Below are 13,475 nucleotides of genomic sequence, written 5' to 3' on the forward strand. Positions count from 1 at the left end.
AAAGCCTCCCTTTCCCGGCAAGCTTCAACCGAGGGGAGGGCTCAAGATGAAGCGGCTCGCAGCAATAGCAATCGCCGCACTGGTCGCAGGGCCGGCAGCGGCAGACGACATGCAGGCTCAACTTGATGAGATCATGGCGAAGCAAACGGATATGATCATGGCGCGTGAAGTCGGGCAGATCGTCGGGACTGCGGATCTCTGCGGCTATGAGCTCGACGCCGATAAGGTCGCCGCCTTCGTCTCCGAACGCCTGGCAGACATGGACCCAATGGCGCGGGGATGGTTCCAGACAGGATCGGGCGCCCATAAGATCCGACTGGAGAAGCTGAGCGAGATCGAGCGCACGGCGGTATGCGCAACGCAAGCCAAGGTGGCCGCCAACTATGGGCTCACGCCATGATCCGGCCTGTCATCATCTCGATCGCCCTCACGCTCGCCACCGGGCCAGCATGGGCGCAAATGACCTTCTGTCAAGGTGACGTGTGCACCGAGGAAGTGAACGGGGTAACGCGCACCATGTCGCCGGAAGAGGTCGGCAAGATCAAACGGCAGAACGCGCGCACCGCCCTGGGCAATGTCGAGTGCCGGCACGCCTCCTCACCGGAAGCCTGCGAAACCCTGATGCGGGGCCTATTCGCGCAATTCCCCTATTGAGGCCATGAAGGGCCGGGGAGAGATCATCCTCCTCTTGGTTGCCGCCCTCGTCGCGGTGGCATCCATCGCCCTGCAGATCGCCCATTTATTCGGGTTCGTCTGAGCCCTGCCAAGCAAGGCAGCGTTTGTTTTTAATCAAACTGGAAATCAAAAGTGAGGGCGCCCGTACTATGGTTGTTCGGAATTCAGTATGGCTGCCCATACCTGATCCTGCGACTTGGTAAGGGCACCCACACCAGGTCGAAACTGACGGCACCGTCAGCCCGTTCAGCCCAATAAAGTAGTGGGCGAATAGTGGAAATTGGGGGCAAAGGGCGCCTCTCACGGCTCCCGCTTTTTCGGCGAAATTCCGGCGAAATGGCCTGATCTGGCTTCTCACGCAAAAATAATTCTCCGACGTTATCCGGTGGTAGCAACTGATATGGTATCAGGTGCGGCTCTGTTGCTTTCTGATTGCCTGTCAATAGGTTAAATTGCCTTCATGAGATCGATTGACCCCCTTGGGTTACGGTCGGGTAACGGAAGGCAGCAAATTGAGTTCGGAAGACGGTACGGGCGAAAACACACGGGACAAGAAGGGCCGCTTTGCAAAGGGCAATCCTGGCAAGCCGCGCGGCGCCCGTTCTCGCACGACGCTTGCTGTTGAAAAGCTCCTTGGCAACGATGCCAATAAGCTCACCCGAAAAGCGATCGAAGCAGCTCTTGGCGGCGACACGGCAGCGCTCAAGCTTTGTCTTGAACGCATCGCGCCGGTTCGTCGCGGGAGGGTGGTGGCGATGGAAGAGCTGGGGGCCTTTCCGAAGGTCTCCAGTGCCGCCGACGTGCCAAAGGCCTTGGCCGCCCTCCTGGATGCCGTTGCACGCGGTATCCTCACCACCGACGAAGCCGACGCCATCGCGAACCTCTGCACCCGCTATGTGACCGCCTTGGAAGCCGTCGAGCTGGAGACGCGCATTCGGGCGCTGGAGGAGCGTCTTGGATGAAGGCGACCCGCTCCCGTCTCACTGCCCTTGAGGCACGCGCGCAGCGCTTCGAAGCGAAGTCATGGGCCTATGCCCTGGAGCCGGCATATCTCGCCATGAGCGAGGAAGAGCAGGCAGCAATCGACGAGATCCTGCAGCGCATGGAGAAGGCTTTCACGGGATCGATCACGGGCGCCTTGTCGGTTCTCTCCGACGCCGAGCTAAACACGCTGGAGGCCTTCTGTGTGGCTTGTGGCTGGCCCGAAGAGGAGCCGGTGACATGAGCAAAGCCCGGATCATCCGCCTCACGAGCCTTGAGCAGAAAGCACCCACCACCACGGCGGGCGCAAGCTCACCGTTTCCGGCCATCGCTGCCCTCGTGGATGCGAACAGCGGCCTGCAGCCTCATGAAAGCTACGCCGATGCGTTCGCGCGCCTCCTGGGCATGGAGAAGCGCGATCTGATCACCTCCCTGAAGCGCACCACCGCCCCCCACCACTGAAAGGCAATCCTATGACAGCCCCCATCCCCACGAGCATCAACGAACTGAAAGAAGCCCGGCAGGCAGCCGGCGAACGGTATGCCGCAGCCATTGCCGAGATCGAAGCGGCTTATATCGACCTGGCCGCCTATGACCGCGTTTTGCAGAACGCCAACGTCAACCGGCTCCACGGCTCCGCCTACGAGCACAGGACATTCCGAGGCGGCCTCGACTTCATCCCGATCGACATGCGGCACCCCGATTTCGGCAGCTACACGACCGAGTTCAACAGCCGGGTTGCCACCATGGCCAATCCGATCATTGACGCTCTTTCGAACTGAGGAGGTGGATCATGTCTCGCTACAAGATGATCACCAGCCGTTTCCGCGAGGAATGGCGCAAAGACACCGGGATGCGCAGCATCACCAACGCCATTGACGGCACCATGGCCGCGATGGACCGCCTGCACGAGAAGGCGGGCGAGCTGAAGAAAACGGGCCGCTATTCCGAGGCCGGCCTTGCGGACGAGATCCGCAAGTTTGCAGCCACCGACCCGGCGCCGATGCTTCGCAAGGGGCAGCTTGCCGTCGAAGCATTCAAGGCGAACCTGGCCCAATGCCGGGAGAACCTGAAGGTTCCGAAGCCCGACAAGACCGACGTTGCCGGGGCGATCCTGCGAATGGACGCGCGCAACTGGCTTCGGCAGCTTGCGGCAGGGCAAGCGGCGGCTTTCCTCCTGCAGAAAGACACTCCGCTTGAGATCCTCCAGGCCGCTATGGAAGTGCCGCCGGCCATGATCGGGGTGACACCCGAGCTGATGGTCCAGATCCAGGATCACCTCCTGAAGATCCATCACGGCCAAACGATCGAGCGGATCGAGGAAATGGACGAGGCGGCAACGGTCGTGAAATCGACGATCGAGATCGCGCTCAATGACTTCCGCACCGTCACGATGTTCGACAAGACGCCTGACAACGAGTTCAAGCACTGGCTTGGGCAGGCATGGCGAGAAACCGAGCTTCAGCACAAGCGCGATCAGGAGAACGAGGCAAACCGCCAGCGCGAAGAACGCGAGCGTAATGAGCAGTTCGCCCGACTGACCGCACCCAAGGAGCCGACCATCCTTGACCGCCGCGTCGATGCGATCAAGGCCGGCGAATACGTCTTCCGGGATGGCGAGTTCCTCTATACCGATCCCGAGCTGAACGAGGCCGCCTGATGCAGATCCGGCACGCCTGGGAAGAGCTCACCGCGACCGACAGCGCCCTCAAGACGGGCGAATGGGCCGGGTTGCGGTCATCCAACGCCAAGGAGCGGAAAGCCGTCCAGGCGCGCCGTCTCGACGTCTGTTACACGTTCTGTTTCAGGCATTGTGGGGCGGTTCTCCGCCTCGTCGTCGCTCAAGACAAGATCGGGCCTTTCACCTCGTCGATGCGAAAGCTCGATCGGGCGATTGCCGGGATGATTGCCGATCGGCGCATCACCACGCCGGAACCCTATTCCACCACCATCCTCATGATCGCCATGGCAGCCGCTCCAGAGGCGCACATCGACCTTGAGCGCATCCGCGAAACCATGCGCTGTGAGGCCTGCAACTGCATCCTGAAGGATGGCGGGCCGCTGGATAAGGGCAGCGCTCAACAGACCGCCATCACGGCCGAACTCAAGCAAAGCCAGTTCGCGAAGGAGAACCTGCCTTGATCATCGAAAAGTTAGTCGCCGAGCTTGGCTGGGACCTGACCGGGGAAGAAGATCTTCGCCGGTTCCGAAAGGGCATGTCCGATGCCGAGAAGGGCATCACCGCCTTTGCGGCTCGTGCCGCTACCGTGATGGCCGCTGCAGGCGCCGCCGTTGCCGCTGGCATGAGTGCGCTGGGCAAGTCTGTGATTTCCACCTCTGCCGAGTTCGAAGGCTACCAGGCCACCCTGGAGACGATCGAGGGCAGCGCCGATAAGGCAAAGGCCTCGCTTGATTGGGTGGCCGAGTTCGCAAAAGTGACCCCCTACGACGTTGCCCAGGTGACTGAAAGCTTCATTCGGATGCGGGCCTATGGCCTCGATCCCATGGACGGCTCACTGCGGGCCGTGGGTGATGCTGCGTCTGCGATGGGCCGAACCATCATGGACGGCGTCGAAGCGATTGCTGACGCGACTACGGGCGAAAATGAGCGCTTGAAAGCGTTTGGCATCACGACAGAGGTCGCCGGGAAAAAGATCACCTATACCTGGCGCGAAAACGGCAAGGAGCTGAAGAAGACCCTCGACAAGAACGGCGTAGCAATCGCCAAATTCTTACAGGAGAACTTTGAGCGGCGCTTCGGCGGCGCGATGGACAAGCAGTCCAAGACCTGGAGCGGCATGGTCGCCAACCTTGGCGACACTTGGACCGACTTCCAAAAGCGGATTGGCGAGGCTGGGTTCTTCGATGCAGTCAAGGGTCAGCTTGACCGGCTTCTGAACTATATCAAGACCCTTGACGCGAACGGCACGATCGACCGATGGGCGACCAACCTCGGGTGGGCTTTCACCAAAGCATCCAACTTCGTCGCTGATTTTGCCGAACGCATGGGCCGGCACTTCGGCACGATCGGGCGGATCATCAACGAGAACAAGGGCGCCTGGGAGTGGCTGAAATGGGCTCTCCTGGCGATCGGAGTTCGCCTGTTTCCGCTGACCTTCGCTTTGGGTCTTCTGGCCGTTGCCCTTGAGGATGTGCTTCAGTGGATGGGGGACGGGAAATCGCTGATCGGTGACTTTGCCAAGGCTCTTGAGGATCTGACAGGAATTGACGCGGGGCAGATCGGCGCCATCGCAGGGGCTCTCGCCACCTTTGGCGGCCTTGGCTTTGCGGCTCTTGGAGTGGGCGCCTTTGCCCTGTCCCTCTCGCCGTTGACGAAGGCACTCACAGCCTTTGCACTTGCATTCGCCGGTGCAAAGGCAGGCTTCGAGTTTCTGCAGGGCGTTAAGACGAACCTGGACAACAAAATCGCAGGCACCAAGGCGGTCGATAACCCGAAGGCAAAGCCCGGCTACATCGAAAGCGCCGGCTACGACAACGAAGGCAAGTTCATTTACATGAACGGGGCCGCTCGGGTCGACAAGCCTTCAGTCAACACGACCGATGGTTTCACCTCGGATGCACTTGACCTCAAGTTCATGCTCCAGAACGCCGAGGAAAACCTCGCGAAGATGAACGCAGGGCAGGCCGGGCGTGCGGTCGAAAATACGGTCAATGATAGCCGTCAGACCAACATCACCACCAACATCACCCAGAACGTTCAGCAGGCGACCCAAGCCCCAGCGGCGGCGGCTCAGGCGACAGCGGCAGCGGTCAATGGTGCCGCATTCCCTCGACTTACGCCGGCTCGCTTCTTCAAGGACGATGCATTCTGATGCCGATCAAGGTCAGGCGCACCAAAGTAGTGGGGAATGGTGTGGCGGGGATCAAATCGATCCCGCCAAAGCCTGCCATCGTCGAGGTGGGCTTTCCGGCCGGCGAGACGGACAGCGACGTCCTGGAAAGGGCTGTGTTCAATAACTTCGGGACGTCTCGGATACCCGAAAGACCTTTCATGCAGAACGCCATGAGGGACAACCGGGCGAGCTACCGATCGGGCATGATCCAGGGGGCGAAAGAGATCGTCCGCGCCGCTGCCGCCGCAAAGGATCCGGCCAAGGTCATGCGTCAGGTTCTCCGCAAGCTGGGGATCAAAGCACAAGGCGACATTCAAGAGGAAATCACCTCTCTGCAATCGCCACCGAATGCACCATCGACGATCGCCCGCAAGGGCTCCAGCAATCCACTAATCGAAACCGGCGAGCTCCGGGCAAGCGTGACCTTCAAAGTCAAGGATTGATCGTGATGCGACAGATCCATGTCGAGGGCGTGGGGACCATGCGCGAGTTGACCGATTGGGAACTCGTTCGCCTGAACAAGATCCGGGGGCCAAACAAAGCGATCGCTCCGATGGCCTTCGGCCTGGGCATGACCTATCGACAATATCGGAAGCTCACCCCAGAGCAGCAGAGAGCTTGCTGGGAAGCGTTCTGCACCCTGACCCGTCCACCAGGCGACCAGAGGCTAAAGGGCGTCCGGTGAGCGTCCTTCACCGAAAGAAGCCCCTTCGGGATTGGCTGATCACCGCCGATGAAGGGGCAAGGGCTCTGCACATCACCAAGCAGGGGTTCAAGGCTCTCGTGCGCGAGGGCTTTATCAGGTCTGCCGATCGCGCCGGCATGTATCGCCTGGGCTCTGTCATCGACGGCCATGCAGAAGCCGTGCGCCTGGGCAGGCTGGCACCGCCTCACAAGCGGACGAATGCGCCGGCTGTCTTCTTCTGCGAGGTGCTTCCTGAAACCCTCACGTTACCCTGCATGGCGCCGATCGATCACGATGGCCTGTGATCCGCTGCCGATCATGGCTTCTTGGCTGGCATAGCCGCTGATTGACAGTCAGGTGGTGAGGCGTAGCGCATCGCGCATCGGATGCCGTTCGGTGTGGGTGCATCGTTCAAGGTGCAGCCATTCCCGCGCGCTATTCGGTTGATCAGATCCGGCATCACCACATCACGGCCCACGCGGGCAATCATGGCATTGCCGTCATATCGCCGGCTGATCTCGCATCGCAGGCATTCGACATGGATCTTTCGATTGGCGAACTCGGAAAGGGCGCGGGCTCCCTTATAGGCGTGCATGGGCGGTCTCTCATGGGCCGCCGCATATGGCCCGGGTGATTGTGATTGTCGCCGCCTGGGGCTTCTATGGCCGATAGAGGGCCGGTGATCAAGAGCGCTTCTTTGCGGTATCGAGACGCACCACGGCGCCCGATTGCTCGCCGGTGACGATCTCCGCCACCTTGGAAGCCCAAGCCGCCAACGCGCGCCGCTTCTCCTCCAGATAGTCGTGCCGGTTATAGACGGCGGCAACGCCTTTGATGCTCCCGCTTCTGTGATTGAGCACCGCCTCGACGACGTGAACCGGTTGACCGAGGGCGGCCATTCCGCTCGCTGCCGTGCGCCTCAGATCGTGCAAGCGCCATTCGGGCAGTGAAACCCTCTCCGGGTCTTCTCCGCGCTCTGCGGCCTCCTGGCGGGCAATGGCGAGCATCGCAGCGTCAATGCTGTCCTTGGCCCTTGAGAAGCCGCTGACGGGGGATTTGCCCGTGGTGGTGAGGATGAAGCTTTCAGCGCCCTTGATGCGGGGCAGGGCCTCCAGGATCGCGACAGCCGACTTCGACAGCGGGACCGAATGCGCCTGATTGTTCTTCGCCCGCTCCTTCGGGATCACCCAAAGCGGGGCCGTCCCGTCGATCGTCATTTCATTCCACGAAGCCGAGGCGACTTCATCGCGCCGTTGACCGGTCAAGAGCAGCAGCTTGACCAGAGGGCCGAACGGCCAATCGATCTTGTCGGCAGCCAGCCAGACGAGCCGGATCTCTTCATGAGAGAGAACCCGATCGCGCGCCACCTCTGCCGCCGGGGCCTTTACGTTCGCCACGGGTGAGGCTTGGATCACATCGCGCTCAATGGCCCAATTGAAGAACTTCCGAAGCAAGGCGTGAACCCGGTTCGCAATGATGGGTGCGCCTCGATCGGCGATGTCATCGAGGAGGGTGATGATCTCGCGCCGGGTGATCGTCTCCATCTGCCGGCCTTTCCACTTCGGCTTGATCTCCACCTCGATAAGCCGCTTGTTCTCCTTGATGGAGCTGGGCCGGTTCTTCACCTCGACATGCCGCGACACGAAGTCATCAAGCACCGCCTCGATGCGGGTGAGATCGTTCGCCTGGGCTGCCTTGGTGAGCTTCTTCTCATGGCCGGGATCGCGACCCTCAGAAACCGCCCGTAGAGCCTTGCCAGCGGCCTCACGAGCTGCAGCAAGCCCGAAGACCGGATAAGCGCCGATCGTCATCTTCCGGGGCTTTCCACCGGCTCTATAGCGGATCGCCCAACTCTTCGACCCGGAAGGCTGCACGACCAGATACAGACCCGGCAAGCCTCCATCTGGATATTCAACGCGAATGGCCTCGCCATCTTTGTTGGTGCCGTGCTTCGCCGCATCTACGGCCTTCACTGTGAGGGGTTTCGCCATGGTCTGAAGCCTTGGGGTAACAAGAGGGTGTCGGGGTAACGCGATAATCCGCGATATACGATGTTAGTAACATCGACTAACGTTACCCAGAAAGTCAATGGAAACGAGGGGTTTTCCGGTGTATCTTGATCCCGATCGATTGCCCGTGTTAAGGGCTGTCACCTGATTTGTAATCAGGGGGTCGCGGGTTCGAACCCTGCCGGGGGCACCATTTCTCTTGCCATGCGGTTGCTTTTGCCATTGTCCATCCGGGGCATTTTTTGGCATGGTCCATGCAAAGCCGATGGAGACCTGATGCGCGAGACCTTTGTTGCCGGCCTGACCCTCACTGCCGCTGCCGTATTCATCCTCCCGGGGCAAAGTCGGGCCGCCGACATCAAATACGCCTGCGATGGCGGGACGCTGCTTACGGTCAGCTTCAGCGAATCGAGCGCGGAGCTCACCCTTCCGGACGGCGTCAAGGTTTCCTTGCCGCAACAGCAGGCCGCGAGCGGTTTCTGGTATTCCAATGGTCGTTACGAATTGCGCGGCAAGGGCGAGGAGATGCAATTTTCGATCGGGCGAATGGCTCCCGTGCTTTGCCGCAATGCCGGCGAGGTGACGGGACAGTTCGATCGTGCCACGCGGGCCGAGGTCGAACTGGCGGAGAAGGACACCGGCTTCGACATGAAGGGCAAGCTCACCTGCCTGCGTTATCCGAATTTTGCGATGAAGGAGCTCGATCTCGGCGAAAAGGGGGCGGCTGGCCTCTACATCGCTTCGTCTGAAGGGCCCTGCCAACTCAACCCGACGCTCGACCGTAAAATTGAAGACGACATTGCCGGTTATCTCTGGGGCGCCGTTGGCCCTTACGCGTTCTTCCGCGGCGCCGACGGCTGGAACGGGGGAATGCCCTTCGTCGTCTACGACGCACGCACCGGCAAACGTCTGATGGAAGATGTGATCGCCGGGGAGTTTGCGGGTCTCTCGCTCGCGGGTGAGGAACTGACCCTGCGCTATCGCCGCACCTTTGCGGCTTCGTGCTCGCTGCTCGCTCAGGCCGACACCTGTGCGGCGTCCATCCGCAAGGAACTTGGCCTGGCCGCCGACCGCCCGATGCCCGATTGCCGTTCCGCCTATAAACCGGCCATCGATGCCGACCCGAATGCCGCCAAAGCCATCGAGGCCTGGCCGAGCGTCATAGATTATCCCGTTGAGCGCAAACTTTCGGCCTCAGGCACGTCCCTCGTTGCGGCCGAGGGCGAACTTACCTGCCGTCCCGCGATGTGACGGGACAGCAGGGTCGGGCCGAGATTAATCCTCGGCGTCGAGTCGTGCCGCTTCCTGAATGTCGCGCAACAGGTCGGGCAGGGCGCTCTGCACGCGGTTCCAGCTCGGCATGAAGGGCGTCGCATTGGGATTGTCCAGATAGACCTGACCCGCCTCGATCAGGTTCGCCGCGAACAGCTCCACCGCCTGCTCCTCGCGATGTCGGTCTGTCGTCAACCCGTTCATCCGCGCGTCGTGATAATAGGTCTCCACCAGATCGAGCGCCGTCCGGTAATAGGTCGCCTTCAGTGTCCGGAATGAATCCTGGCTGAAAACGACGCCGTCGGTCGCGAGCTTTCGGTAGAGCGCCTTGGTAATGTCGACAGACATGCGCGACAGGCCTTTCGCCGCATCTTCCGGAGAGAGCGGTTGATGCTTGTGGTCATAGGCATCGGCAATATCCACCTGGCAGATCGCATGGTTGGAATAGTTCCGCCAGAGTTCCGAAAGCACGCCGATCTCCAGCCCCCAGTCGGACGGGATGCGGATATCCGAGAGGATCTGCGTCTGCATCGCGAATTCCCCGGCCAGCGGATAGCGGAAGGCCTTGAGGTAATCGATATAGGGATGGTGGCCGATCACCTTTTCCAGGCTGAGCAGCAGCGGCGTCACCAGGAGCCGTGTCACGCGGCCATTGAGGGACCGGTCGGCGATACGCGGATAATAGCCTTTGGAGAAGACATAAGGAAAACGCGGATTGGCAACGGGATAGACGAGCCTCGCCAGCATGTCGCGAGAATAGGTGACGATATCACAGTCATGGAGCGCCACCACACCCGCTTGCCGCCCGGCCAACACATAGCCCATGCAGAACCAGACATTGCGCCCCTTGCCCGGCTGGTCGGGGGACAGATCCTCCGCCTTCAGCTTCTCGTCCACGGCGCGCAGCCGCGGCCCGTCGTGCCAGAGGATGGTGTGTTTCTGGGGGAGCCGCGAAAAATACTGTTTGGCATGACGGAACTGCGCTTCGTCCGCCTGATCGAGGCCGATGACGATTTCCGAAAGGTAGGGGGCTTGGGAGAGTTCGGAAACGATGTGTTCGAGGGCCGGCGCCTCAAGTTCGGAATAGAGCGACGGCAGGATCAGGGTGATCGGTCGCGAGGAGGAAAAGACGGCAAGCTCCTTTTCCATCCTTTCCAGCGAGCGCTCCCTGAGATTGTGCAGGGTGGCGACCACGCCATTCTGGTGAAAATCCGCCATGAACTATTCCTTTCGTGATGGAGCCGGTTGCGGCCGGCTCAGAGAAACCCCGTGGCAACGAGTTGATGGATCATGATGTTCCAGCCGACAGGGCCGGCGTGTTCCGAGCGCAGGATAGCCCCCTGTCGTTCCCGCTCCGTGACGGGTAGGGGAGTGTGCGAGGGATTGGCGATGATGATGCCGCAGTCGGCTGCTTCCAGCATGGCGAGGTCATTCGGCGCGTCGCCGAGTGCGACCGTCCGGATCGCTGAAGCGGTCTTGCGCTGGTAATGGTCGACGACCTCGGCCATGCGCTCGGCTTTGGAGGTCTTCGACATCAGCGTGAAAAAGCGTCCGCCCTTCACGGCCGTGAAGCCTTCCGCCTCGAGCAGGGTGACGAAGGCCCGCCTCTGGGCTTCGGTCCCGGAGAAATGGCCGGGTTCCGAGAACCGGCGCTGCCGTGCCAGCGCTGCCGAGGCATGGGGCAAGCCCGTCTCGCGGGAGATGCGCGCGACGTCCCAGTCGCCAAACCCCTCGAAACAGGCGTTGAGGTCTTTAGGTATTTCCCGAAGAAGCGACCGCAGCCGGTTGTAAGGACTCGACAAAGCGTCATCTGCAGGGATGCCGCTTGCACCGAGCCCGACGACGCCGGCGCCGTTTTCGACGATCATCGGATACGAAATCCCGATGGCCTCCGCGATCGGTCGCATCTCCGCTTCGGTCTTGCTGCTCGCCAGGATCACGGGGATGCCGCGCGCATCGAGAAGATCGAGCGCCGGCCGCGCCGCCGCGAAGGAATAGCTGTCATGGTCGAGCAGCGTCCCGTCGAGGTCGGTGAAGACGAGCTTCATCAAGCCTTGGCCGCCAGGTGCTGGCGCGAGGCATAGAGTGCGATGGCTGCCGCATTGGAGACGTTGAGCGACTTGATCGCGCCTGGCATGTCGAGACGGGCGAGCGCCGACACGGTTTCCCGCGTCTTCTGCCTGAGCCCCTTGCCCTCCGATCCGAGCACCAGCGCGATCCGGTCGCCGACGAGCGTCTCTTCCATCGGGGCAGGGCCTTCCGAATCAAGTCCAACGGAGAAGAAGCCGAGCTTGTGCAATTCGCCGAGTGCATCGGCGAGATTGGTCACCTGGATATAGGGGATGAGTTCGAGCGCGCCGGAAGCGGATTTCGCCAGCACGCCGGATTCCGTCGGGCTGTGCCGCTGTGTCGTAATGACCGCACCCGCATTGAAGGCGACCGCTGAGCGCATGATGGCGCCGACATTGTGGGGATCGGTGACCTGATCGAGCACCAGGATCAGCGGGCTGTCCTTCAGCGCTTCCAGCCGGCGAACGGGGAGCGGTCGGGTTTCCAGCATCACGCCCTGGTGGATCGCCTCAGGCCCGAGGATCTTGTCGAGATCCTGCGGGGTCACCGTCTCGAACGGGATACCGAGGTTTTCCACAGATCCGATTTCAAGCCTGACGAGCGCATTCTGGGTTGCCGAGAGCTTGATCAGCTTGCGCTCTGGATTGTCGAGCGCGGCGCGCACGGTGTGCAGGCCGTAGAGCAGGACCTGCTCTGGCGCGAGTTTCGGCGGCGTCCAGTCGGCATTGCTCTTGCGCGGCTTCTGCGGGCCGGGAGTGGGAATTTCACCGCGTTCCCGCTTGGCATCGCGCACCTGCCGGCGCAGCGTCGCATAATGGGTGTCACGGGCGGTTTTGTCGGTTTTCGGATCTTTTGCCATGCGCCCTTATAGCGGCGGGCAGGGGGCGGGCATAGACCCGCGTGCAAATTCGGCGCCACACAAGGCTGATGCCGGGCTCATGAAACTTTTCAGAATTTTTCGTCAATGTGCGTGTTGACAGGAGCGGTTTGGGCCGTCATATACCCGCCGCAGATCAGGGGGCGACGCACTCTGGTCGGGACTAAAAAGCTTGGTCGCCAGATCCGGACGAAAGAATGGAGAGATGCCCGAGTGGTTAAAGGGGACGGACTGTAAATCCGTTGGCTCAGCCTACGTTGGTTCAAATCCAACTCTCTCCACCATTCGTCCTCGGATCTGAAAATGCGGGTATAGCTCAATGGTAGAGCAGCAGCCTTCCAAGCTGAATACACGGGTTCGATTCCCGTTACCCGCTCCAGACCAATCCCTCTCCTAAGTTATCGATTTGTAACGGTTTCCGGTCTCAACATTACGTCGCGGCAGCCTCGGCGCGCGGCGTCTCGCGGTGGCCGGCGAAAGGCCTCATTTCGGGCGCTGGAAGGCCAATTATTTAACGCTTGCGCATTGCGCATGAAAGCCTTAAACGGCGGGACCAAACCGGTTCGCCGGGGCAACCCCGTTTCGTTCACAGGAAGCATTCAAATGGCAAAGAGTAAGTTTGAGCGCAACAAGCCGCACGTCAACATCGGCACGATCGGCCACGTCGACCACGGCAAGACGTCTCTGACGGCAGCGATCACCAAGTTCTTCGGTGAGTTCAAGGCCTATGACCAGATCGACGCCGCTCCGGAAGAAAAGGCCCGCGGCATCACCATCTCGACGGCGCACGTCGAGTATGAGACGGCCAACCGTCACTACGCCCACGTTGACTGCCCCGGCCACGCCGACTACGTCAAGAACATGATCACCGGTGCTGCCCAGATGGACGGCGCGATCCTGGTTTGCTCGGCTGCCGACGGCCCGATGCCGCAGACCCGCGAGCACATCCTGCTCGCCCGTCAGGTTGGCGTTCCCGCGATCGTCGTCTTCCTCAACAAGGTTGACCAGGTTGACGACGCCGAACTTCTCGAGCTCGTTGAGCTGGAAGTTCG

19 protein-coding genes and 3 tRNA genes are annotated in these 13,475 nt (G+C 61.0%); 17 read left to right on the forward strand and 5 right to left on the reverse strand.

Going from position 1 to position 13,475, the window contains the following annotated elements:
- The first annotated feature begins 46 nt into the window (after nt 1-46).
- The 12 genes from ACT53S_RS08450 to ACT53S_RS08505 all read left to right on the forward strand — a co-directional run bounded on the left by ACT53S_RS08450 (nt 47) and on the right by ACT53S_RS08505 (nt 6,500).
- Nucleotides 47-400: a hypothetical protein gene (locus ACT53S_RS08450; protein ID WP_476066590.1), complete on the forward strand. Its 354-nt coding sequence runs from the start codon at nt 47-49 to the stop codon at nt 398-400.
- Entirely contained in the window at nt 397-654 is a 258-nt protein-coding gene (locus ACT53S_RS08455; protein WP_476066591.1) for a hypothetical protein, read from the forward strand. Before ACT53S_RS08450 ends, ACT53S_RS08455 begins: the two co-directional genes overlap by 4 nt.
- 533 nt (nt 655-1,187) lie before the next feature.
- Entirely contained in the window at nt 1,188-1,637 is a 450-nt protein-coding gene (locus ACT53S_RS08460; RefSeq protein ID WP_476066592.1) for a hypothetical protein, read from the forward strand.
- The gene (locus ACT53S_RS08465) at nt 1,634-1,900 is read left to right on the forward strand and encodes a hypothetical protein (protein WP_476066593.1); all 267 of its coding nucleotides are present in this window, start codon (nt 1,634-1,636) and stop codon (nt 1,898-1,900) included. Before ACT53S_RS08460 ends, ACT53S_RS08465 begins: the two co-directional genes overlap by 4 nt.
- On the forward strand, nt 1,897-2,118 hold the full coding sequence (locus ACT53S_RS08470; protein ID WP_476066594.1) for a hypothetical protein: 222 nt from the start codon (nt 1,897-1,899) through the stop codon (nt 2,116-2,118). Before ACT53S_RS08465 ends, ACT53S_RS08470 begins: the two co-directional genes overlap by 4 nt.
- A gap of 11 nt (nt 2,119-2,129) precedes the next feature.
- Entirely contained in the window at nt 2,130-2,438 is a 309-nt protein-coding gene (locus tag ACT53S_RS08475) for a hypothetical protein (protein WP_476066595.1), read from the forward strand.
- Between the two features lie 11 nt (nt 2,439-2,449).
- Nucleotides 2,450-3,316 (forward strand): hypothetical protein, encoded by an 867-nt coding sequence (locus tag ACT53S_RS08480; RefSeq protein ID WP_476066596.1) that lies wholly within the window; start codon nt 2,450-2,452, stop codon nt 3,314-3,316.
- Nucleotides 3,316-3,798, forward strand: coding sequence for a hypothetical protein (locus tag ACT53S_RS08485; RefSeq protein ID WP_476066597.1), 483 nt, complete (start codon nt 3,316-3,318; stop codon nt 3,796-3,798). The genes ACT53S_RS08480 and ACT53S_RS08485 overlap by 1 nt, the downstream gene beginning before the upstream one ends.
- Nucleotides 3,795-5,489, forward strand: coding sequence for a tape measure protein (locus ACT53S_RS08490; RefSeq protein ID WP_476066598.1), 1,695 nt, complete (start codon nt 3,795-3,797; stop codon nt 5,487-5,489). Before ACT53S_RS08485 ends, ACT53S_RS08490 begins: the two co-directional genes overlap by 4 nt.
- Complete coding sequence (locus ACT53S_RS08495; protein WP_476066599.1) at nt 5,489-5,953, forward strand: hypothetical protein; 465 nt, start codon at nt 5,489-5,491, stop codon at nt 5,951-5,953. The genes ACT53S_RS08490 and ACT53S_RS08495 overlap by 1 nt, the downstream gene beginning before the upstream one ends.
- Before the next feature lie 5 nt (nt 5,954-5,958).
- A complete protein-coding gene (locus tag ACT53S_RS08500; RefSeq protein ID WP_476066600.1) occupies nt 5,959-6,195 on the forward strand; it encodes a hypothetical protein in 237 nt (78 codons plus the stop codon).
- A complete protein-coding gene (locus ACT53S_RS08505; RefSeq protein WP_476066601.1) occupies nt 6,192-6,500 on the forward strand; it encodes a hypothetical protein in 309 nt (102 codons plus the stop codon). Before ACT53S_RS08500 ends, ACT53S_RS08505 begins: the two co-directional genes overlap by 4 nt.
- Before the next feature lie 11 nt (nt 6,501-6,511).
- Here ACT53S_RS08505 and ACT53S_RS08510 read toward each other — a convergent pair whose 3' ends face one another.
- Nucleotides 6,512-6,790, reverse strand: a complete 279-nt coding sequence (locus ACT53S_RS08510; protein WP_476066602.1) for a hypothetical protein — start codon at nt 6,788-6,790, stop codon at nt 6,512-6,514.
- An 88-nt stretch (nt 6,791-6,878) separates the two neighbouring features.
- Nucleotides 6,879-8,186 carry a tyrosine-type recombinase/integrase gene (locus ACT53S_RS08515; protein ID WP_476066603.1) on the reverse strand — a complete coding sequence of 436 codons (1,308 nt, stop codon included), beginning with the start codon at nt 8,184-8,186 and terminating at the stop codon, nt 6,879-6,881.
- Nucleotides 8,187-8,327: 141 nt separating this feature from the next.
- On the opposite strand from ACT53S_RS08515, the gene ACT53S_RS08520 reads away from it, so the two are divergent.
- Both ACT53S_RS08520 and ACT53S_RS08525 read left to right on the forward strand, forming a co-directional pair.
- A tRNA-Ser gene (locus ACT53S_RS08520) sits at nt 8,328-8,397 on the forward strand.
- Nucleotides 8,398-8,480: 83 nt separating this feature from the next.
- Nucleotides 8,481-9,455 carry an MliC family protein gene (locus ACT53S_RS08525; protein ID WP_476066604.1) on the forward strand — a complete coding sequence of 325 codons (975 nt, stop codon included), beginning with the start codon at nt 8,481-8,483 and terminating at the stop codon, nt 9,453-9,455.
- Nucleotides 9,456-9,479: 24 nt separating this feature from the next.
- Here ACT53S_RS08525 and ACT53S_RS08530 read toward each other — a convergent pair whose 3' ends face one another.
- The 3 genes from ACT53S_RS08530 to rlmB are packed head-to-tail and all read right to left on the reverse strand — an operon-like array spanning nt 9,480 to nt 12,405.
- Complete coding sequence (locus ACT53S_RS08530) at nt 9,480-10,694, reverse strand: glycosyltransferase family protein (protein ID WP_476066605.1); 1,215 nt, start codon at nt 10,692-10,694, stop codon at nt 9,480-9,482.
- A gap of 38 nt (nt 10,695-10,732) precedes the next feature.
- Nucleotides 10,733-11,524 (reverse strand): HAD-IIB family hydrolase, encoded by a 792-nt coding sequence (locus ACT53S_RS08535; RefSeq protein ID WP_476066663.1) that lies wholly within the window; start codon nt 11,522-11,524, stop codon nt 10,733-10,735.
- Nucleotides 11,524-12,405, reverse strand: coding sequence for a 23S rRNA (guanosine(2251)-2'-O)-methyltransferase RlmB (rlmB, locus tag ACT53S_RS08540; RefSeq protein WP_113379343.1), 882 nt, complete (start codon nt 12,403-12,405; stop codon nt 11,524-11,526). The genes ACT53S_RS08535 and rlmB overlap by 1 nt, the downstream gene beginning before the upstream one ends.
- Before the next feature lie 217 nt (nt 12,406-12,622).
- On the opposite strand from rlmB, the gene ACT53S_RS08545 reads away from it, so the two are divergent.
- From ACT53S_RS08545 to ACT53S_RS08555, 3 genes are all read left to right on the forward strand, one after another.
- Nucleotides 12,623-12,707: transfer RNA gene (locus tag ACT53S_RS08545), tRNA-Tyr, on the forward strand.
- 21 nt (nt 12,708-12,728) lie between these two features.
- Nucleotides 12,729-12,802: transfer RNA gene (locus tag ACT53S_RS08550), tRNA-Gly, on the forward strand.
- 224 nt (nt 12,803-13,026) lie between these two features.
- The coding region (locus ACT53S_RS08555; RefSeq protein WP_476066606.1) for a GTP-binding protein at nt 13,027-13,475 on the forward strand (449 nt) is incomplete at its 3' end.

This window comes from Allorhizobium sp. DMC15, assembly GCF_056314065.1.